The organism is Streptomyces sp. NBC_00210, from assembly GCF_045160975.1.
In the GTDB taxonomy this organism is placed as follows: domain Bacteria; phylum Actinomycetota; class Actinomycetes; order Streptomycetales; family Streptomycetaceae; genus Streptomyces.
Genome location: NZ_CP108120.1, coordinates 5,948,390 through 5,969,442, shown reverse-complemented (window position 1 = coordinate 5,969,442; position 21,053 = coordinate 5,948,390). Strand labels below are relative to the sequence as shown.

General features: G+C 73.3%; 15 protein-coding genes. 11 read left to right on the top strand and 4 right to left on the bottom strand.

The genetic code is table 11. The features are described from left to right. Positions 1–3: 3 nt before the first annotated feature. From OG729_RS26910 to OG729_RS26875, 8 genes are all read left to right on the top strand, one after another. Positions 4–879, top strand: coding sequence for a DUF4132 domain-containing protein (locus OG729_RS26910; protein WP_405808391.1), 876 nt, complete (start codon positions 4–6; stop codon positions 877–879). Further along, positions 876–5,825, top strand: coding sequence for a hypothetical protein (locus OG729_RS26905; protein WP_405808390.1), 4,950 nt, complete (start codon positions 876–878; stop codon positions 5,823–5,825). The genes OG729_RS26910 and OG729_RS26905 overlap by 4 nt, the downstream gene beginning before the upstream one ends. Beyond that, a complete protein-coding gene (locus OG729_RS26900; protein ID WP_405808389.1) occupies positions 5,822–6,973 on the top strand; it encodes an AAA family ATPase in 1,152 nt (383 codons plus the stop codon). The genes OG729_RS26905 and OG729_RS26900 overlap by 4 nt, the downstream gene beginning before the upstream one ends. After that, positions 6,960–10,481 carry a vWA domain-containing protein gene (locus OG729_RS26895; RefSeq protein WP_405808388.1) on the top strand — a complete coding sequence of 1,174 codons (3,522 nt, stop codon included), beginning with the start codon at positions 6,960–6,962 and terminating at the stop codon, positions 10,479–10,481. Before OG729_RS26900 ends, OG729_RS26895 begins: the two co-directional genes overlap by 14 nt. Then, positions 10,478–12,421, top strand: a complete 1,944-nt coding sequence (locus tag OG729_RS26890) for a hypothetical protein (RefSeq protein WP_405808387.1) — start codon at positions 10,478–10,480, stop codon at positions 12,419–12,421. Before OG729_RS26895 ends, OG729_RS26890 begins: the two co-directional genes overlap by 4 nt. Positions 12,422–12,427: 6 nt before the next feature. Next, a complete protein-coding gene (locus OG729_RS26885; protein WP_405808386.1) occupies positions 12,428–13,138 on the top strand; it encodes a vancomycin high temperature exclusion protein in 711 nt (236 codons plus the stop codon). A gap of 75 nt (positions 13,139–13,213) precedes the next feature. Continuing rightward, on the top strand, positions 13,214–13,795 hold the full coding sequence (locus tag OG729_RS26880; protein WP_405808385.1) for a TIGR03086 family metal-binding protein: 582 nt from the start codon (positions 13,214–13,216) through the stop codon (positions 13,793–13,795). Between the two features lie 116 nt (positions 13,796–13,911). Next, entirely contained in the window at positions 13,912–16,173 is a 2,262-nt protein-coding gene (locus OG729_RS26875) for a molybdopterin oxidoreductase family protein (RefSeq protein WP_405808384.1), read from the top strand. Between the two features lie 28 nt (positions 16,174–16,201). On the opposite strand, the gene OG729_RS26870 is transcribed toward OG729_RS26875, so the two are convergent. Further along, positions 16,202–16,633, bottom strand: coding sequence for a gamma-glutamylcyclotransferase family protein (locus OG729_RS26870; RefSeq protein ID WP_405808383.1), 432 nt, complete (start codon positions 16,631–16,633; stop codon positions 16,202–16,204). Next, entirely contained in the window at positions 16,630–16,962 is a 333-nt protein-coding gene (cutA, locus tag OG729_RS26865) for a divalent-cation tolerance protein CutA (protein WP_405808382.1), read from the bottom strand. Before cutA ends, OG729_RS26870 begins: the two co-directional genes overlap by 4 nt. 174 nt (positions 16,963–17,136) lie before the next feature. Between cutA and OG729_RS26860 the strand changes: the two genes are divergently transcribed. The 3 genes from OG729_RS26860 to OG729_RS26850 all read left to right on the top strand — a co-directional run bounded on the left by OG729_RS26860 (position 17,137) and on the right by OG729_RS26850 (position 19,222). Next, positions 17,137–17,742 carry a Uma2 family endonuclease gene (locus OG729_RS26860; RefSeq protein WP_405808381.1) on the top strand — a complete coding sequence of 202 codons (606 nt, stop codon included), beginning with the start codon at positions 17,137–17,139 and terminating at the stop codon, positions 17,740–17,742. 247 nt (positions 17,743–17,989) lie between these two features. Beyond that, the gene (locus OG729_RS26855) at positions 17,990–18,505 is read left to right on the top strand and encodes a hypothetical protein (protein WP_405808380.1); all 516 of its coding nucleotides are present in this window, start codon (positions 17,990–17,992) and stop codon (positions 18,503–18,505) included. Positions 18,506–18,598: 93 nt separating this feature from the next. Continuing rightward, the gene (locus OG729_RS26850; protein WP_360879775.1) at positions 18,599–19,222 is read left to right on the top strand and encodes a class F sortase; all 624 of its coding nucleotides are present in this window, start codon (positions 18,599–18,601) and stop codon (positions 19,220–19,222) included. Between the two features lie 97 nt (positions 19,223–19,319). Here the strand turns inward: OG729_RS26850 and OG729_RS26845 are convergent, their stop codons facing one another. Both OG729_RS26845 and OG729_RS26840 read right to left on the bottom strand, forming a co-directional pair. Beyond that, a complete protein-coding gene (locus OG729_RS26845; protein WP_405808379.1) occupies positions 19,320–20,105 on the bottom strand; it encodes a sulfite exporter TauE/SafE family protein in 786 nt (261 codons plus the stop codon). Between the two features lie 37 nt (positions 20,106–20,142). After that, positions 20,143–21,009, bottom strand: coding sequence for a putative protein N(5)-glutamine methyltransferase (locus OG729_RS26840; RefSeq protein WP_405808378.1), 867 nt, complete (start codon positions 21,007–21,009; stop codon positions 20,143–20,145). Positions 21,010–21,053 lie beyond the last annotated feature (44 nt).

Below are 21,053 nucleotides of genomic sequence, written 5' to 3'. Positions count from 1 at the left end.
GCCATGGGCTGGATCGAGACGGAGAGCGGCGGATATGCCGTAACGCTGGACGGCACGAAGGTGCTGTGCAGAAATGCGGCGGGGCGCGCCTTGAAGCAGGTGCCGCCGAAGCTGCGGGACGACGCCCAGGTGGTGCGGCTGCGGCAGCTCGCCGAGTGGCTGGAACGGCACGAACGGGAGTGCCGGGAGCAGGTGGACACCTGGCTGGTGCGCTCGCTGCCGGTGCCGGTGGCGCTGCTGGCGCGGGTGTGGCCGGACACGGCGTGGCAGACGGCGCTGCGCGATCTGGTGGTGGCACCGGTCGGGGCCGACGGGACGGCCGACATGGAGCGGGCCGGGTTTCTGCGGGACGCGGACCCCGAGAAAGGCGCGGGCATCGTCGACCTGGACGGCGACTCGGTGCGGCTGGAGTGCGAGACGCTGCTGATACCGCACCCGGTGCTCCTCGAGGACCTCGACGATCTGCGGGAATTCGCCGTGGAGCTGGGGGTCGAGCAGGGCGTGGAGCAGCTGTTCCGCGAGGTGTGGCGGCGGCCGGAGGACGTGCGCGGCCACGACTGGCAGACATACGCCAACGGAAAGTTCGAGCAGTTGCGGCACGCGACCGCGCGCGCGGTCCAGCTGGGCTACCGGGTGCGCGGCGGCCAGGCGGTGTGCCCGCTGGTGGAGGACCGCCGGTCGCTGGAGGCGGCGTACTGGGTGGGGGACGACTATCCGGACGGGGAGACGCTGACCGGGGCGCTGGAGTGGCGGGACCGGGACGGCCGGCGGCTGCCGCTCGCCGAAGTGGGGCCGGTCGCCTGGTCGGAGGGTGAGCGGATGGCCGCGCTGGTGTACGCGGGCCGGGTGGTCGCGGACGACGAGGAGGGGCGGCTGTGAGCACCGCACGGAAGACGACAGGGGGATCGGTGGAAGACGGGCTGCTGGAGGCCGGGGCGGTGCTGCCGCTCGGCGCGGGAAGACGCCGGAAGAAGGGGCAGGGCGACGAGCTGACGGCGCGGGCGTACGGACATCCGGCGCTGGAGAGCCGCACGGTGGTGCGGCTGGTGCCAGAGGCGATCGCACCCGCCGAGGACCTTGCCCTGGAGTATCTGGGATTCGCCGGCGCCGGGTCGGCACCGGTGGGCCGGGTGAAGCGGCAGTCGCTGGGCTTTCCCGCCTGGGCCCTGGTCCACGACCCGGACAACGGCCATCATGCGCTCGCCGTGGTCAAGGAGATGGAGCGCCTGGCGCGGCTGGTGACGACCAAGCCGGGACTCGCCAAGGAGGGCTTCGACGAGATCGGCGAGCGGCTGGACCGTTCCGTGCCGCACTTCCTGCCGACCTTCTACGAGCAGGCGGCGCGGCTCTTCCTGGCCGCCGAGTCCCGGCAGCACGCATCGGTGTTCTTCGGCAAGGCGCGGGCCGCCGAGCAGCGGCATGCGCTGGCGGTCGACGAGGAGCGGCTGCGGGAGGTCTTCCTGGAGTTCGCCGGGGCAGGTGCGCTGAGCGGCAAGGCCCTGCGGGAGTACGCGAAGGGGCTGACCGCACGGCTGTCGGCGCCGGCGGCGTACGCGGAGTTCAGAGCCGTGTCCGCGGAGCGGTGCGCGGCCGGACTCACCCCGTACGCGGGCATGGTGGAGGATCTGCGGCGGCTCGCCAAGGCAGCGGGTCTCGACGCGGCGGCCGAGGAGTGCGCGCTGATCGCGGAGATCATCCACACCGGCGCGATGAACCGCGCGGCGGGGAGCTTCTGGAAGTCGGCGCTGCCCGCGCTCGCCGCTGTCGCCGCCGAGGACATCGCCGTACGGGAGCGGCTGCTGGCGCTGCTGCCGGTGACGAGCGGCGACAGCCCTGAGCAGTTCGACGAGGAATGGCTCGCGCTGCTGGACCGGTGCGGGGCGATCGGGCTGCTGCTCGACGGGAAGGTTCCGGCGGCCGAGTGGCTGTCGTCGTGGGCCCGGCACCGCCAGCGCGGCTGGCGCGGCATGAAGCGGCTCCCGGCCGACCTGACGCTGCTGGAACGGCTGGCGGACCGGCTGATCGCGGACGGCACACCGCTCAAGCTGCTGCGCGGCGGCGGCTGGCGCACCACCGTTGACCTCGATCTCCTCGACCTCGCCCTGGCGCTCGGCGTTCCGGTCGAGTCGCCGTCGGACGGTATGGAGAACCTGGAGCTGGCGCCCTGGCTGTCCGACGAGCGCGAGGGGCGCAGGGATCTTGCGGCGCTGGCCGGCGACGCCCGGTTCGCGCCACTGCTGCGCGGCGGAATCGAGCGGCTGGCAGGCACCCATGAGGCCTCCACCCAGCTGCAGCGGATCGCGGAGCACCCGGCGCTGCGCACAGCGCTCGCGGGCTGGCTGACCGACCGTGCCGACGATCTGTCGCAGCCGCTCGGACTGCCGGGTCTCGACCGGCTGCTCGGCCGGCTGACCCACTTCTCCGCTCCGTCCGTGCTGGCGACGGCTCCCGAGGCCGTGGAGCGGATCACCGCCGTCGACCCCGCCGGGGCGCTGGCGCGCACCCTGAGTGCGGGCATCCTCGACGAGCTCGGCTGGCCCGCGCTGGAAGAGGCCGCCCCTGAGCTCGGCAAGGTCGACCCCATGGCCTCCGGCCAGCGGTACGGCCGGGGCGTCGACGAGTGGTACCGCCTGTCGGACGCCTGGCCCGCTCTTGTCGTACGGGTCGGCATGCAGGCCGCCGCGGTGGGGCCGGACACCGTGCTCGACCGGCAGACGCTCTCCCTGCCGGTGCCTTCGTCGCACTCCTGGGACGTGCCCACGGTCCGTTACATCGGCGGCCAGTGGCTGGTGGCCAACGGCCACGGCGACAGCCGTCGGGCCCGCTGGTCGGGCAGGGCGGCCGAGGTGTTCAAGCCCGCGGGCGAGCTGAACGACCACTGGATCTCGTACCAGACCCCCTCGCTGCAACTGCCCGACGGCAGCCGCACGTTCGGCGGGCGGCCGATCCACGCAGGCGACACCTCGTTCGCGGCGGAGCGGCGGCCGGTCGCATCGGACGGCATCTCGGTGTGGGTGCTGCACGAGGGCAAGTGGTGGGAGTACGACCCGGAGTCGGCCCGCAGGGGCCGGATCTCGGTGCCCGCCTTCTTCGACTCGGCGCTGGCCGAGGGCGCGGGCACACTGCTGGAGCACTCCTGCCGGCTGCTGCCCGTGCAACCGGGCCTGGAGTCCTCGCCGTTCGGCAGCAAGGACGGGCTGCTCGGCTGGTGGGTGCGGTACGACCCGCAGGCCCGGACGCTCACCGCCTGCTCGGTGGACGGCAGCCGCAGCCCGGCCGTCGAAATCCCCGCGGGCAGCAGGTTCGAGCATGTCACGCACGGCATTCCGCTGCCGCCGCTGCGGCTGCCGGGCGGAGCCGTCCTGCATCCGCGCGAGGAGCGCGGCTATGACGCGAAGATCGAGCTGTACGACACGGACGGCATCTGCCTGGCCACGCTCCAGGAGGGCGACCACGGCAGGGCGCATGCCGCGGGGACCCCGCTGGTGCCGCCGATCGGCTACTGGCACGCGCTGCGGCCACGCGACGAGCGGGGTTCCGCCGCGCTGCGGCAGCTGACGGAGACGGAGGCCGGGGCGCTGCTCGCGGCCGTCGCAGAGGGCGCGAAGCCGGACGCCGCCGTACGGCAGGTACTGCCGGAGATCACGCACCCGGGGCTGCTCGCGGGCGTGGCCGGTCTTGTGGAGGAGGCGGCGCGGCACGGCAAGCGCATCGGCGTCCTCGCGGAGCGTGCGACGAAGGGGCAGCGGGACCCGGCCGCGGACGAGGCGCGGGAGCCGGCCGTGCAGCATGCGTACGACGGGAGGCTGCGCGATGTGCTCGGCGGTTTCATGGGCTCCAAGCACTTCTACGCGGCGCACGGCTGGGAGCGCAGCACGACCACGGCTGTGGATCAACTCCGGCTGCTGCGAGGGGTGCTGGCGCCCGGCGCCGATGACACCAAGGTGGCGCTGACCGGCACCAGCGTCGGCTGGCTCACCCTTCCCGGCGCCGGTATGGCGGCGATCGCCGTGCGCGCGGCAGCCCCGGCGACCGAGGACGCCGACCGGGCGGCTCTGCTGGAATTCCTCGATGCGGCGCTGGAGGTACGGGCGGACGGCGACGCGGTCCTCGTCGACCCGCGCGGGCGGTTGCGGCTCGTCCAGCTGAAGGCGGCGCGGTCCTCGCACGGCGATCAACTGCTGGGCACGGTAAGGCACTCGGGGTCGCGGCGGCTGCTGATCGTCGCCTGCCAGCGCGTCGAGGACGAGCACGCGTTCTGGAACGGCATCGAGTACGACCCGGCCGGGACTTTCGGCGCCTGGGACGGCTTCGCGCTCGTCGAGTCGGAGGTGCTGGGGACGGCCGACGACCCGGTGCGGGCGGACGCGATGCGCCGGCTCGTGGACGGCGTGCGGGAGCGGGGGCCGCTGCCGTACCGGCCGGAGCAGGCACTGGAGTTCGCCGAGCGGGTCGGGGTCAGCGCGGTGACAGGTGCGCTGCTGTCTCTCGGCGTGCCCGGAGTCACCGATTACGGCAGGGAAGGCCTGCTGGCGGCCGAGTATCTCGCGCCGCTGGGTGCCAAGAGCGCTCAGGCGCAGACGGGACGGGCAGTCCTGAGCGCGATGACTCCTGCCGAACGGCAGGTGTTCACCGGCCTGTTGCTGCCGGTCGAGCCCGCGCGGGTGGACGAGCTGTGGACGAAGGGCTTCGACCTGGAGCCGCTCACCGGGGCCTGGCTGGCGGCGCGCGGCAAGCGGCGCACCGCGCCCGCCTGGCTGATCACCCGCGTGGTCGCGGAGATCGGACCGGGCACCATCCTCGACTCGGTACTCAACCCTCAGACGCAGAGCCAGCTCACCGGCCGAACGGAACAGCACTCCGACGGCGGCGCGATGGTTCCGGCGGAGCTGCAGAAGATGTTCACCGGCTCCATGATGAGCTCGTACGTCACCGTGCTGCGCTGGCTGGCATACCGGCTGCCGTACGGCGATCCGCTGCGCGAGATCCTGCCGGTCACGCTGCGGATGGTGCGCGAACGGCTGGCCGATCCCGGGCTGCTGCTCGATCTCGGTGTCGACTGGGACGCCGAGGGGAATGCCACCTCGGCGCGGCTGCGGGAGGCGTTCGGGCAGCCTCTGCGGGGCGAGGGTTCGAAGGACGGGGTGGTCGAGCTCTCGGACGCGCTGGTGCTCGCGCCGATGCGATACCGGGCGGAGTGGGACTCAGTGTGGGTGCGGCCCGCGGCTCTGCTGGGCGAGGGCGGGGGTCCCGACCATCCCGCGCTCAAGCTGCTGGCGGGGATCGCGCGTGAGACGCCCGGGCTGAGGTCGTTGCGTGCGGTGCTGAGCGATGAGTTCACGGCACTGGTGACGGCCGACGGACCGGCCGGGGCTCCGCAGTATCCGCTGGACAGCGCCCCGGAGTTGGTGGGGCAGGCCGCTGAGCGGTACGGGCTGTCGGAGGATGCGGCCGCGCTGTATCTGATGCTGCTCGCGCTGCCCGATCCGACCGACCGGAACCAGGCGGAGTGGACCGGCTGGAAGCCCGCCCGGCTGAAGAAGGCCAGGACCGAGCTGGCCGCCACCGACCTGGTGGTGGAGGCCAAGCGGGCGCGGGCAGGGCGTTCGCTGTTCCTGCCCGGCGGCTGGCTGGAGCAGAAGACACCGCGGCTGCCCGCGGAGAGCTGGAAGACGGCGCTCGTGCCGTGGGATCTGTACGGCTTCGTGGTGCCCGACCGTCCGGTGGCGCAGCTGTTCGCGGCGGCGTGGCAGCGGGTCGTGGACGGCGACGCGCCGGGGTTCGAGGAGTTCAAGGGCCGTAGCGGCAGGGGAGGTTCGCGATGAGCGAGAACACCATGAGTGCGGTGCGGGCACGACAGGTGGAGCTGCCCGAGGACCGGTACGGCGAGGAGCTGGCCTTCCTCACCGCGTACGACGACGGGCCGAGGCCGCCCGGGTGGCGGATGACACCGCGCGCCGCCGTGATCTTCGTCTGCGGTTCGGACGGCGAGGCGCTGCGGTCGGCCGACGGTCAACAGCTGGTCGTCTCACGGAAGTTCGTGGGTGACCGCGCCCTGGTCGAGCGGTGCGTGGTGACGCTGGCGGGCGAGCGCGGGCTGCTGCTCGTCGGCGAGCCCGGCACGGCCAAGTCGATGCTGTCCGAGCTGCTGGCCGCCGCGGTGTGCGGCAGCAGCACGCTGACCGTGCAGGGCACCGCGGGCACCACCGAGGACCAGCTGCGGTACGGCTGGAACTACGCGATGCTGCTGGCCAAGGGCCCGAGCCGGGAGGCCCTGGTGCCCTCGCCGGTCCTCACCGCGATGACGCGCGGCGCGGTCGCCCGGGTCGAGGAGGTCACCCGCTGTCTGCCCGAGGTACAGGACGCGCTGGTCTCGCTGCTCTCCGAGCGCCGGATGTCCGTGCCCGAACTGGCCGGCGGCGACGGAGCGGACGGGACCGTGCACGCCGTGCCGGGCTTCACCCTCATCGCCACGGCCAACCTCCGCGACAAGGGCGTCTCCGAGATGTCCGCGGCGCTGAAGAGACGGTTCAACTTCGAGGAGGTCGGCCCGATCGGCGACCTCGACGCCGAGACGGCGCTGGTGCGCGGGCAGGCCACGGCGGCGCTGGCGCGTTCCGGCGCGGCCTTCGGGGTGGACGAGGCGGTGCTGGAGGCGCTGGTGACGGCGTTCCGGGACCTGCGGACCGGGCGCAGCGCCGAGGGCTGGGAGGTGGAGCGTCCTTCGACGGTCATGTCGACGGCGGAGGCGGTGCATGTGGCCACCTCGATGGGTCTCGGGGCGGCGTATCTGAGCGACGGGCGTGATGTCGTACGCACCTTGCCCGGGCATCTGCTCGGCACGGTCCGCAAGGACGATCCGTCCGACCACGCACGGCTGTTGGGGTACTGGGACGGGCCGGTGCGGCGACGGGCGGAGGGCGGGGCGCCGCTGTGGCGCACGCTGTGGGAGCTGCGCGATGAGCTCGCCTGAGCCGGATCCGGCCGGTGCGCTGGCTACGCTCGCGGGGTGCAGCGACCCGTATCTGATCGGGGTGCGGCACCACTCCCCCGCGCTGGCGGCGGCCGTTCCCGCGCTGCTGGACGAAGCGGCGCCTCAGGTGCTGTTCATCGAGTTGCCGGAGGATTTCGCGCCGTGGCTGGAGCACCTGGCCGACCCGGCGACGGTGCCGCCGGTCGCCCTGGCGGGCAGCGGGGCCGGGCTGGTGTTCCTGCCCTTCGCCGAGTTCTCGCCGGAGCTGGCGGCGATCCGCTGGGCGCGGGAGGCGGGCGTGGAGGTGGTGCCGTTCGATCTGCCGCTGGTTGCGCGCTCGCAGGCGGACGCCGATCCGGTGGACCCCGGTCCGGGTGCGGGCTCGATCGCGGCCGCGCTGCGGGCCAGGGCAGGCGGGCGGCCCGGTGACGATCTGTGGGACCGGCTGGTGGAGGCGACCGCTCCCGGTTCGGGCGCGGAGGCGCTGCGGCGTGCCGCGCTGATGGTCGGCTGGGCGCTGCGTCGGGACGCGGGCGCGGTGGACCCGTACGACCTGCGGCGCGAGGCGAACATGCGGCGGCGTCTTGCGGAGCACGCGGGGCGGCGGGCGGCGGCGGTCATCGGGGCGTTCCACGCGCCCGCGTTGACGGCAGCGCAGACGCCCGCGCTCAAGGCTGACGGCGGCTTGCCCGAGCGGCCGCCGACGGACCGCGCCGAGGTGGTGACTTCCTTGGTGCCGTACTCGTACGCGCTGCTCGACGAGCGGTCCGGCTATCCCGCCGGGATCCGCGACCCGGAGTGGCAGCGCGGTGTCTTCCACGCGGCGGGCGATCCGGCGCGGCTGGACGAGCTGCTGACCTCCACCGCCGTACGGATCTGCGCGACCGTACGGGACGCCGGTCACCCCAGCGGGCCTGCCGACGCCCGTGAAGTGGTACGTGTCGCCAGAGACCTGGCGTCGCTGCGCGGCCTTCCCGCCGCCGGGCGGGGCGAGCTGGCGGAGGCGGCACAGACCGTGCTCACCCAGGGACGTCTGCTGGGGCGGGGCCGGGTCGTGGCCGCCGCGATGGAGCAGGTGCTGGTCGGCGGTCGGCAGGGCAGGCTGGCGCCGGGTACGCCGCGTTCGGGGCTGGGGCCCGCGGTGGAGACGCTGCTCGGCCAGTTGAAGCTCCCCGGTCCTGACGCGCCCGGGCAGCGCGATCTGCGCCTCGACATGCTCCGTTCCGAACTCGACCGGCGCCGCGAGATCACTCTGCGGCGGCTCGCGGTCTGCCGCGTTCCGTACGGGGAGGAGTCCGCCGTCGCCGGTGCCGGCGACGCGGCCGCGCTCACCACGCGGTGGGCCGTGGCCTGGACCCCGTCGACGGCCGCGATGCTCGATGTGGCCGGCGTGCACGGGGTCACGCTGGAGCAGTCCGCGGCCGGGATGCTGCGGCAGCGGCGCGCCGACGAGCGGCGGCAGGGCGGGCCGACTGCCGCGGAGGCACTTGACGGTCTTGCGGAGGCCGCGCGGTGCGCCCTGCCCGGCCTCGCCGCACAGCGGCTGACCGAGACGGCCGAGCTGCTCCCGGCCACCGGCAGCCTGCCCGAACTGCTCGCCGGGATGGCCCTGTTGGACCGGATCAGGTCCGGACATGTGCCGGGGCTCGACCCCACGTGGGAGCGGGGCGCGGTCGACGCGGCGTACGAGGAGCTGGCCGCGGCAGGGGTGCGTGCGCTCGACGGCCTCGCGGGCTCCACCGAACCGGACGACGCCCGCGCCCTGGTCGCGCTCGCCGGGCGCGCCGCCGAGGTGGGCGGGGGCCTGCGCCTCGCCGACGCGCTGGCCCGGCTGGAGGCGGAGGCGACGCCGCTGATGCGGGGTGCGGCGGGCGCGGCGCGGGTGCTGCTGGGGCAGCGGGACCCGGGCGAGTTCGGCGCCCGTCTGGCCTCACGGGCGGACGGCGCGACATCGTCGGAACTGCGCGCGGGACTGAGCGAGTTCCTGCGCGGCGCCCTGCTGGCGGCGGGCCCGCTGCTGGAGACGGGCCGCGCGCTGGACCCGCTGCTGGAACGGGTGGAGTCGCTGCCGGACCGGGCTTTCCTGGACCGGCTCCCCGCGCTGCGGGCGGGCTTCGACACCCTGGCTCCGGCGGCCAGATCCCGCCTCCTGTCGGTGGTGGAGGACCGCACGGGCACAGCGGCGGGCACGCTCTCGGGCCCGGTGACCGACCCGGCGGCGCTGGCGCTCCTTGCGTCGGCGGACCTGGCGGGCCGCGAGGCGCTGGCAGTACGGGGGCTCCACGGGGATCCCGGTGCGGCGGACGGCCCGGGTCCTGAGCGGCCGAACCGCACGGGCGTACCGGCGTCCACGCCCACGTCCGCGGCGAGGACCGGGGCCGACGGGCTCACTCCCGGTGAGCGGTGGCGGCTACTTCTCGGGCGGGGACGGGAGTTGACCGGGCCGGGGGCCCGTATTGCCGCCGCGCTCGACGAGTTGTACGGAAGCGGCCGCGGCGAGGGCTCCCGGGGCGAGGACGGAGCTGACGGCTTCGGTTCCGGAGGCGGGAGCGAGGCCCCGTACCCCGATGTGCGTGCCTGGTCGGACGAGCTCGCCGCGCTCTTCGGCCCCGGGGTGCGCGAGGAGGTGCTCGCCGCGGCCGCCGACACGGGGCGGCTCGACGCCGCGCTGGAACTGGACCCCGCCGCCGCCCGCCCCTCCGTGGAGCTGCTGCGCACCGTCCTCTCCTACGCGGGCGGTCTGCCGGAGCAGCAACTCGCCCGCCTCAGGCCCCTGGTGTCGAGGTTGGTACGGGAGTTGACCGAGGCCCTCGCCAACCGGCTGCGCCCCGCGCTCACCGGGCTCGCCCATCCGCGCCCCACCCGTCGCCCCGGCGGCCCGCTGGACCTCCCCCGTACCCTGCGGGCGAATCTGGCGACGGCCCGCCGGGATGCGGTCACCGGCGCGGTGACGGTCCTCCCGGAACGGCCCGTGTTCCGTACCCGGGCCCGCAGATCGACGGACTGGCGGCTGGTGCTCGTCGTCGATGTCTCGGGCTCGATGGAGGCCTCGACGATCTGGTCCGCGCTCACCGCGTCCGTGCTGGCCGGAGTCCCCGCCCTGAGCACGCACTTCGTCGCCTTCTCCACCGAGGTGCTCGACCTCACCGACCATGTGGACGACCCGCTGAGTCTGTTGCTGGAGGTCCGTGTCGGCGGCGGCACAAGCATCGCCCGCGGACTGCGGCACGCCCGCGAGCTGGTGACCGTGCCGTCCCGCACCCTGGTCGTCCTGGTCAGCGACTTCGAGGAGGGCGGCCCCATCGGCCCGCTCCTTTCGGAGGTACGGACGCTGATCGACGCCGGCTGCCATGTCCTGGGCTGCGCCTCGCTGGACGACAAGGGCCTGCCGCGCTACTCGGCGGGCGTGGCGGGCCGGTTGGTGGCGGCGGGCATGCCGGTCGCTGCGCTCAGCCCTCTGGAGCTGGCCCGCTGGGTCGGCGAACGCGTAGGAGGTACGCACCGGTGACGACGAACCCTTCCCCGGGGCTGCCTCCGGTGGCCACCGAGGTGGCGGCCGGGGCGCTCGACCTGCTCCCGGCGAGGCTGCGCAAGCGTGTGTCCGGTGCGTTGGCGAAGGCGGCGGGGTGGCCGGTGGAGGCCACGCCCGATGGCGTACGCGTCAGGGTGGACGACGACACGGCGGTGACGCTGAAGGTCACGGACGGCATCGTGGCGCATGCGGCCGACGCGGCGTGCGACTGCCTGCTGGCTCCGGCATGCCTGCACCGCGCGGCGGTCCTGTCCCTGACACCGCTCGCGGAAGCTGCGCCGCTCACGCAGGACGCGCTGCCCGGGCAGGAGGCGGCGCCCGGGCAGGACGCGGCTGCCGCGGCAGAGGCGCCGCCCGCACGGGACACAGCACCGGCGGTGCACGCCGCGTCCGAGGGCACAGGCGCAGGCACCGGCGCGGGCACAGACACACGCCACGAGCCCGGCACCCGGGCCGCCGTCGCCGAGGCGCCCCCGGCCGCATGCCTCACCCCCGCCCGGACGACCGCCCTGAGCGCCCTTCGATCCGCCGCAACGGCGGTGCTGGTGACCGGAGTTACCGGTGGCGGTGCCGTACAGCGTGCCGAGTTGCTCCATGCCGCCCACTCCGCGCGCCTCGCCGGGCTGCATCTGCCGTCCGCCGCCGCGGTCCGGATCGCGCGGCGGCTGAGCGAGGCGCGTTCCGAGGACCCGGCGTTCCGGCTGTCGGAGCTGTCCGCCGAGCTGGCTGGGCTGCTCGATCTCGTACGGCGGCCGACCGACGCCGTCACGCCCGCGCGCCGCGCCTACGAACCGGCCAAGCCCCTGCGTCTGTACGGCCTGTTCACGGAGCCGGTCGTCACGGCCTCCGGCTATGCGGGGGCGACCACTTACGCCGTAGCGCCCGACGGCACCCTCCGCACTGTCTCGGACGTAGCGCCCGGCGGGCCCGAGCGGGCGGCTCAGGCGGCGGGTTCGCCGGTGCCCGGCGGGTGTGCGCTGCCGCTGCGCGAGTGGGGCGACGGAGGCGGGGTGATTCTCACCAATCCGACAGTGTCCCCGGACGGCCGGATCGGCGGGGGCTCGCGCGTCCGTTCCGTACGGGCGAGCGGAGCCCAGTGGCACGAGCCGCCGCTCGACGCGCTCTGGCAGCAGCCCCCCGCGGCTCAGCTCGCGGCCGCCCTCGACCGGCTGGACCAGCCCGCCGACACCCGCCCCGCAGGCGGCGACCTGCTCTTTCTGACCGGGACGATCAGCGACGGCGGCTTCGTTGTCACCGAAGGCCCGGCCCTGCGACTGCTCGCCCCGGACGAGCGGCCCGAGCTGCCGTACGCGGAGAATCTGCGGCTGCTCGCCGCACGCCCCGGGCTCGCCCTGCGGCTGATCGCCCGGGCCGTTCCCGACCGCCCGGGCGGCGTCCATGCCCTCGCCGCCGCGTGGACCGGGCACGACGGCGAGACGGTCCGAGCGGACCTGGGCCTGCGCCGGCTGAACCGTTCCCACATACCGGCCCAGGGCACCACCACACCGGCCCAGGGCACCGCCACACCGGCACAGGCCGCTGCCCCGGCCGTCGGCGCCCGGCCGCTTCCCGCCGCGCCGCCCGCTCTCCCCGTGGAGCTGGACCTGCTGCGCCGCGCCGTGGACCGTACGGTCGCCGGCGGCCGAGCCGTCACCGCCGCATCGGCCGACGGAGAACTCCCGCGCAGGCTGCGCGCGGTTGGCCTGACCATGGGCGCGGAGTGCGCGCGCTCCCTGGCCGAGACGGCCGCGGACCGCCGCCACGACGCGCTCGGGCGGCTGCTGCCCGCCGACCCGGACGCGTTCGCGGAGGCCTGGCTGGCGGCGGCGGTCTACTCATCGGCGGCGGCCAGATCCCTGCTGCTGGCCGCCTGGTCGGCGCCGGGACCGAACCGATCAGCCTCTCCACGCGTCTGACCAGGTGTGAAGCGACCAAGACTCACGTTTGGCGTGCCGCGGCCGCGCCTGCCGAAGTTGCCCCGTACCCGGCGCGCACAGCGGCGCCTCGCCCAGACGGTGATGCTCGCGTGCGTATTCGCGCTGGCGCCGGCGACCTGGATGCACGCCGTCGCCGACAGCCGGGTGCGCACCGTCGCCGAGGTGCCCGCGCGGGATGTCGCCGTCGTCTTCGGGGCCGGTCTGTGGAAGGGCCGCCCCACGCCCTACCTCGCGCACCGGCTGGACGCGGCGGCCGAGCTGTACCGGGCGGGCAAGGTCAAGGTCGTGCTGGTCACCGGCGACAACAGTCGCGTGGAGTACGACGAGCCGGACGCCATGCGCACGTACCTCACCGCCCGCGGCGTGCCGGACAAGCAGATCGTCAGCGACTACGCGGGGTTCGACACCTGGGACTCCTGTGTACGCGTCAAGAAGATCTTCGGGGTCGACCGCGCGGTCCTGGTGACCCAGGACTTCCACATCCGGCGGGCCGTCGCGCTCTGCCAGGCGGCCGGCGTCGAGTCGTACGGCGTCGGGGTTGCCGAGCCTCACGACGTGACCTGGTACTACGGCGGGACGCGCGAGGTGTTCGCGGCGGGCAAGGCGGCACTGGACGCCGCCTTCACCCCGGATCCGCGGTTCCTGGGTGCGAAGGAGCCCGGCGTGCAGGAAGCGCTGGCCGCGGCGGCAAGGTGACCCGAAGGTGACACGCGTCGGCGGCTCGCGGCCACAGACTCGCTTCGCGATCCGTCGCGCGCGACAGTGAGCTGTATGGAAAAAGACGTAGCAACCCTGCTCAGCCTCCACGCCGAATCGCTCGCGCTCTTCACCGACCGCGTGCACTCCGTACGGGCCGATCAGTGGGACGACTCCACGCCCTGCACCGAGTGGTCCGTACGCGATCTCGTCAACCATCTCACCGCGGAACAGCTATGGGTGCCCGACCTGGTGACCGACGGGTTGAGCACGGAGGAAGTGGGCGAAGCGTACGAGGGCGATGTGCTCGGCGACAACCCGCGGGCCGCCTGGGACACCGCCGCGCGCGCCGCCCGCAGGGCCTTCGCGGCGCCCGGCGCCCTGGAGCAGACCGTGCGCCTCTCGTACGGGGAGGCCCCGGCCGTCGCGTACTGCGCACAGATGATCACGGACGCGGTCGTGCACGGCTGGGACCTGTCCCGGGCGATCGGCGCGCCGGAGCGACTGCCGGACGCACTGGTCGGCTTTGCGCTCGAGGAGGTCACGCCGTACGCGGCCGAGCTGTCGAAGTCCGGGCTGTTCGCGGCGCCCATCGAGCCGCCGCCGGCGGACAGCCACCAGGCGAGGCTGCTGGCCCTGCTCGGCCGCCGCGCCTGATGCGTCCTCGCGGGGATGCGGCCTCACGGGACAGCGGGGTGCGGGTGGAGATGGGCGTACCCGGACCGTAATCCGGCGCACCCGTCCGCGTAACACGGGCGTTTCAACCTGGCTGTATGCCCGACCTCGCACCCGCCACCCCCGCCGCCCCGACGGCCACCCCGACCCACTGTCCCTACTGCGCCCTGCAGTGCGGCATGAGCCTGCGCGGGGGCGCCGATGCGGTTGAGGTCGTGGAGCGTGCGGACTTCCCGGTGAACCGGGGCGCGCTGTGCGGCAAGGGCCGTACCGCGCCCGCACTGCTCTCCTCCCGGGTGCGCCTGACCGAGCCCCTGGTCCGTCGCCACGCCACAGGCAGGCTCGAGCCGGCCACCTGGGAGGAGGCCCTGGAGACGATCGCGGCCGGGCTGCAGCGTACGAGGACCGTGTACGGTCCCGACGCCGTCGGCGTCTTCGGGGGCGGGGGGCTCACCAATGAGAAGGCGTACGCGCTCGGAAAGTTCGCGCGGGTCGTGCTCGGCACCTCGCAGATCGACTACAACGGGCGTTTTTGCATGTCGTCGGCGGCGGCCGCGCATCAGCGGGCGTTCGGTCTCGACCGCGGGCTGCCGTTCCCGCTGGAGGACATTCCGCGCGCGGGGTGCGTGATCCTGGTCGGGTCGAACCTCGCCGAGACGATGCCGCCCGCGCTGCGCTATCTGACCGAGCTGCGGGAGAACGGCGGCAAGCTGATCGTCGTCGACCCGCGGCGGACGCGGACCGCGGAACAGGCCGACCTGCATCTGGCGCCCCGGCCGGGGACGGACCTGGCGCTCGCGCTGGGACTGCTGCATGTGGTGGTGGCCGAGGGGCGTACGGACGAGGCGTTCATCCAGGACCGTACGAGCGGCTGGGGGGAGGCCAGGGCGGCGGTGATGGCGCACTGGCCTGAGCTGGTCGAACGCCTCACGGGCGTGGGAGTGCCCCAACTGCGCGAGGCGGTACGGCTGTTCTGCGAGGCGGACTCGGGGATGGTGCTCACGGCGCGCGGGCCCGAGCAGCAGTCCAAGGGCACGGACACGGTGAGCGCGTGGATCAACCTCTGCCTGGCGACGGGGCGGGCGGGGCGGCCACTGTCCGGCTACGGCTGCCTGACCGGCCAGGGCAACGGCCAGGGCGGCCGCGAACACGGCCAGAAGGCGGACCAGTTGCCGGGCTACCGCAAGCTGGACGACCCGGCGGCGCGGGCGCATGTCGCCCGGGTGTGGGGCGTGGAGCCCGAGACACTGCCGGGCCCGGGCCGCAGCGCGTACGAACTTCTCGACGCGCTGGGCGGCGACGTCCGGTCCCTGCTGCTGATGGGCTCGAACCCGGTGGTCTCCGCGCCGCACGCCGGGCATGTGGAGGAGCGGCTGCGTTCGCTGGACTTCCTGGCGGTGGCGGACGTGGTCCTGTCGGAGACGGCGGCGCTGGCGGACGTGGTTCTGCCGGTCACCCAGTGGGCGGAGGAGACGGGCACGACGACCAACCTGGAGGGCCGGGTCCTGCTGCGCCTGCGTGCGGTGTCGCCGCCGCCGGGAGTACGGAGCGACCTGGAGGTCCTCGGCGGCCTCGCGAGCCTGCTGGGCCATGAGAAGGGTTTTCCGTCGGACCCGGAGGAGGTCTTCGACGAACTCCGGCGGGCGTCGGCCGGAGGCCCGGCGGACTACTCCGGCATCACGTACGGGAGGATCGCGGCGGAGAACGGGGTGTTCTGGCCCTGCCCGGAGACCACCGCTGAGCCCGACGGGCCCGGGAGCGCGGAGCCGACGGCCCTGGGCCATGAGGGACCCCCGCTCGCCGAACCGGCGACGACGGGCGCCGGACAGGCACCCGCGGCCCTGCCGGGCATCGCCGCCGGGCCCGACGGCCCCGCAGGGCGCGCGCCCCACCCCGGAACGCCCCGGCTCTTTCTCGAGCGGTTTGCCACACCCGACGGGCGCGCCCGGTTCATCGCGGTCGCGCATCGAGCCGCCGCCGAGGAGACCGACGAGGCTTATCCCGTGCTGCTCACCACCGGTCGGGTCGTCTCGCAGTATCAGTCCGGGGCACAGACCCGGCGTGTCGACGAGCTCAATGCCGCCGCGCCCGGGCCGTTCGTCGAGTTGCATCCGATGCTCGCCGAGCGGCTCGGGGCCCTCGAGGGTGAACCCCTCGCCGTGGTGTCGCGGCGCGGCCGGGCCGTCGGGCCGGCGCGGATCACTGCCGGGATACGGCCGGACACCGTGTTCATGCCGTTCCACTGGCCTGGCGAGGGCCGGGTCAACTCGGTGACGAATCCCGCGCTCGACCCGACCTCGCGGATGCCCGAGTTCAAGGTGTGCGCGGTCCGCGTGGAGCGCGTGGAGCAGCAGCCCTAGCCCGGCGCGAAGCGCTCAGCGCCCACGTTCAGCCGCGCCAGTCGCCGCTTTGGATCCGCGCGCCCTTCGCCCGCAGCTCACGGGCCACGACCGGCGCGGCGACGTACACCCACGCCCGTATCGCCGTGCCGTCCGGGCGCTGGACTTCACGCGCCACCCGTTCGTACAGATTGCGCGGGTGTCCCGGTGCCACGTACTCCTCCAGCCGATCGAGCAGGGCCAGCAGCTCCCCGTACTCCCCCGGCGCCGCCGTCACCACCTCGCCCACGACCGTGCCGCCGCCGGGTTCGAGAAGGGCGTACGGATAGCCCGGCCCGTCGTACAGCACCGCGTCCGCGAGCACCGCGGGCTCCTCCTTCGCCGTGCGGCCGTGCAGGAACAAGTCGTGGTTGCACTCGCCGGGGCGCAGCGTGCCGTAGACGAAGAACGGCAGCGCTTCCCGAGGTCCGGACCCGCTCACGGCGCAACGGTCTCCGCGCCGATCCACGCCAGATACGCCCCGCTGCCTCGCACCACCGGCGTCGCGATGATCTCCGGGGTGTCGTAGTTGTGCGCCGCGATCAGCTGCGCTTCGAGCGCCGGATAGCAGGCCTCGGTCGTCTTGAAGAGAACCTGCCACTCCTCCGTCGTCTCGATCGCGTTCTTCCAGCGGTAGACGGACGTGACGGGCGCGGAGATCTGCGCGCACGCGGCCAGCCTCGCCTCCACCGCACCGCGCGCGAGCTGCTGCGCCGTGTCGGCGCTGTCGGTCGTGGTGGACACGGTCAATGCGGTTAGCGCCTCGGCCACTGACAGGCTCCTTCTGGTCGTCGGTCCCGGGAGCGGGAAAGCGGGGAATCACGTTGAGTTAACTCGAACGGGCGAGCGTCCGCCGAAGCCGGGTCGCGCCCGGTGGCGCGGCTCTACGGTGGACCTGCGAGCACAGCCTGCATGCGGCAGCGGGGAGGGACTACCGTGACGACCATGATGGAACGGCCGACGTCGATAGACGCCCAGCCTTCCGGAGACTTCGAGAGTCTGCTCCGGATCGTGGAGGAACTGGACACACCTGACGGCTACAAGGCCGAGCTCATCCGGGGGAAGATTGTCGTGTCGCCGTGGTCCAAGCTTCGCTACAAGAAGCCCATGAGGTTACTCCGCCAGCAACTTGAAGCCCATGCGCCCGAGGGCCACGACGCTGATGTGGCGCCCTTCCTTTTCAGTTTCGCCCAGTCCGAGCGCGCGTTTGGACCGGATCTTCACGTCGCCGACGAAGCGGCATTCGACGCCGACGGCAGGCACGCCGACGGCGAGGCTCTCTCCCTCGTCGCCGAGCTGACGTCAGTCTCCACCATCGACGCCGACTGGCAGGACAAGCTCGACGCGTACGGCCGCCACGTGCCGGTTTACCTGATCCTCGACATGCAGGCCGAGGAGATCACCGCATTCTGGGACCCTTCGCCGCAGGGCTACCGGTCCCGCACGACGGTCTCCTTCGGCAAGCCGCTGCACGTACCCGCACCGTTCGACTTCGACCTCGACACAAACGGGTTCACTGCCCAGCCCGCCGAGGACGCCATCCCGGAGTGAACGAACATCAGTTGCCATAGCCGTTCAGCGACGTGCCGTCACCCATTCGGCGCGCCAGGGACCCAAGAGGTCACCTGATTCCCCATCACCCTCGATGACCTGCGACGACGCCCCACGTCCAGCGCGACACACCGAGCCAGGCCGGGAAATCTGATTGTCCATCAGCAGGCGTGGGCCATGGGCTGCGCTTTACCAAGGTGAGGAGGACGACGCCCGTCGCACCTCCGCGCTTCCCCGGAGGAACACCATGCGCACCACCGCCCGCCTGCTCACCGGCACCGCGCTGGCGCTCGCCACCATAGGGATCGGTGCCCACGGGGTGTACGCGGCGGACATCGACTCGCTGGAGATCTTCCCGTCGACCGCCACGCCGGGCACCGTCATCATCGTGAACATCAACATCACGATCTGCGGCACGGGCGGCCATGGCGTCGGTGACGCGGGTGCCCTCGGCGTCGATGAGTTCCAGTTGAAACCGGCGAGCCACAAGGAGGCCCTGGGCGGCCAGTTCAGGGTTCCCGACCACGCCCAGGCGGGGACCTACGCCATCGGGGTGAAGTGCAACAACGGCCGGCATGCCACCGGCGACCTGGTCGTGCGGCACCACAGCCAGCAGCCCAGCGGCCATGTGAACACCGGCGTCGGCGGCAGCGTGAGCCCCGACACCACCAAGATCGCGGCGGGTGTGGCCGTACTGGCCACGGCCGCCGTCGGCGGGACGCTGCTCCTGCGCCGTCGGGCGAGCGGCGCGCAGGACAGCTGACGGGCCGGTTGCCACCGTCCCTCGTACCGCCGTGTCCCCGCTCCCGTCAGGTCTTCGCGATCTGACGGGAGCGGGCGAGATTCCGGAGGACCGATGAGCGGCAGGGGCAAGGGCTGGGGCATAGCCGTCGCCGTCTGCGCCGGCCTGTGGCTGGTTCACAGCGGCTCGGAGAATGTCACCCCGCCCGTTCCGTCCGCCGCCGAGGCGTTCGCGGCCGGCCCCAGGATCCACACCGACGCGGCTGCCGACCCACTGCCGCCGTCCGCACCCGTACGGCTGCGCATACCCGAGATCAGGGTCGACGCCCCGGTCGCACGACTGGGCCTGCGCGAGGACGGCAGCCTGGAGGTGCCGCCGGCCGGCGTCCGCAACCTCGTGGGCTGGTACCGCGACGGCACTGCCCCGGGGGCGAAGGGCACGGCGATCGTCGCCGGACACGTCGACAACGCGAAGGGTCCTGCCGTCTTTTACAGCCTCGGCGCGCTGAAGAAGGGGCACCGGATCGAGGTGACCCGCAAGGACGGCCGCACCGCCGTGTTCACCATCGACGCCATCGAGGTGTACGAGGCCGACGACTTCCCGGACGAAAAGGTGTACGGGTCCAGGGACCGGGCCGAGCTGCGGGTGATCACCTGCGGGGGCGGATTCACGCGGAAGACCGGCTACCGCGGCAATGTGGTGGCGTACGGGCATCTCATCGGGGTGCGGCAGGCATAGTGCACGCAGTCGTTCTCGCTGTGCGCGGCGTGATTCATGCGGAACCGGCCCCGGGAGCGATCAGCGTCCTCTGGCCAAGCGGCCCGCGCCGACGTGGCTACGCCGTCCACTGGTCGAACGCGAGCTTCGCAACCAGCGAGAACACGACGACGAGCAGCACCCCGCGGACGAACTCGCTGCCCTTCCTGAGCGCCATCCGCGCCCCGAACATCCCGCCCGCCAGATTGAACAACGCCATCAGACCGGCCAGTTGCCACATCACCGTGCCCTGATAGGCGAACATCGCCAGCGCCCCACCGTTGGTGCAGACGTTGACGATCTTGGCGGTGGCGGATGCGGTCACCAGGTCGAGGTGGAGTACGGCGGTGAGCGCGAGCACCAGGAACGTGCCGGTGCCGGGCCCGAACAGCCCGTCGTAGAAGCCGATCCCGCCGCCCACGAGCACGATCGCGACCGCCGTCCTGGCCCGGCCGACGCTGCGCCGGTCGGCGTCCGTCGCGGTGCCGAAGGCCGGGCGCAGCATCACAAAGGCGGCGACGCCGAGCAGTACCACCATGATCACGGGCCGCAGTACGTCACTGCTGATCCCGGCCGCGAAGAACGCGCCGCCCATCGAGCCCGCGAGCGCGGCGAGCCCGATCCGTACCGCTGTCTTCACCTGCACCGGCGCCTTGCGCACATAGGTGATCGCCGCGCCCGAGGTGCCGACGATGGCGACCGCCTTGTTGGTGCCGAGGATCTGCGCGGCCTGCACATGCGGCAGGCCGAGGAGCATGGCCGGCAGGAGCAGCAGCCCGCCGCCGCCCACCACCGCGTCGATCCAGCCCGCCGCCGCGGCGGCGAGGCAGAGGAAGACAAGCGCGGTCAGCGATATGTCGGGCACGCTCGCGACCCTACGAACGTGATGGGTGTGGCGTCCATCAATCCCTGAAGAGTTGAGCGACGTCTGAGCTTGTGGCGGCGGGCCAGGTCGGAAGTGGCCTGGTTCCGATGACGACGGTGGCGTACAGCTCGTCGGAAGTGGCCACGCGCGGGACCAGACCGCCGCGGGCGACGGTCTCGACGGCCCGCGGCGCCTGGCGCTCGCTCGTCTCGAAGAGCAGGCAGCCGCCCGGAGCCAGCCACCGCGAGGCCTCGGCCGTCACCCGGCGCAGCACGTCGAGCCCGTCCGCGCCGCCGTCGAGCGCCACCAGAGCCTCGTGCACGCGCGCCTCCGCGGGCAGCAGTTCGATCTCCTCGGTCGGCACGTAGGGGACATTGGCCAGCAGGACGTCGACGCGGCCCCGCAGGCCGGCCGGCAACGGTGCGTAGAGATCGCCCTCGTACACCCGCCCACCGGCGGCGACGACATTGCGCCGGGCGCAGCGCACCGCTGCGGGGTCGATGTCGGAGGCGTGCAGCTCTCCGCCGTCGAGCCCGGCGACCAGTGCGGCGCCCAACGCGCCCGACCCGCAGCACAGATCGACCACAACGGCTCCCGGCCCGGCGAGGGCGGTGGCCTGTCCGACAAGGAACTCGGTGCGGCGGCGGGGTACGAAGACGCCGGGGTCCACGGCCACCCGCAGACCGCAGAACTCGGCCCAGCCGAGGACGTGTTCGAGGGGCAGCCCGGCGATGCGCCGGTCCACCATGGCCGCGAGGTCGTCCGGGGTCCGTGCCGTGGAAATGAGCAACTGCGCCTCGTCCTCGGCGAAAACACAGCCGGCGGCGCGCAGCCTGGTGACGATGGCGGACTGAGAAAGGGATGAGGGAGAAGGAGAAACTGACACGAGAGCCTTTCGGGACACCGAAGGGCGCTCTCCCGGTCAGCCGGCTCAGTGAGCCGCGCAGC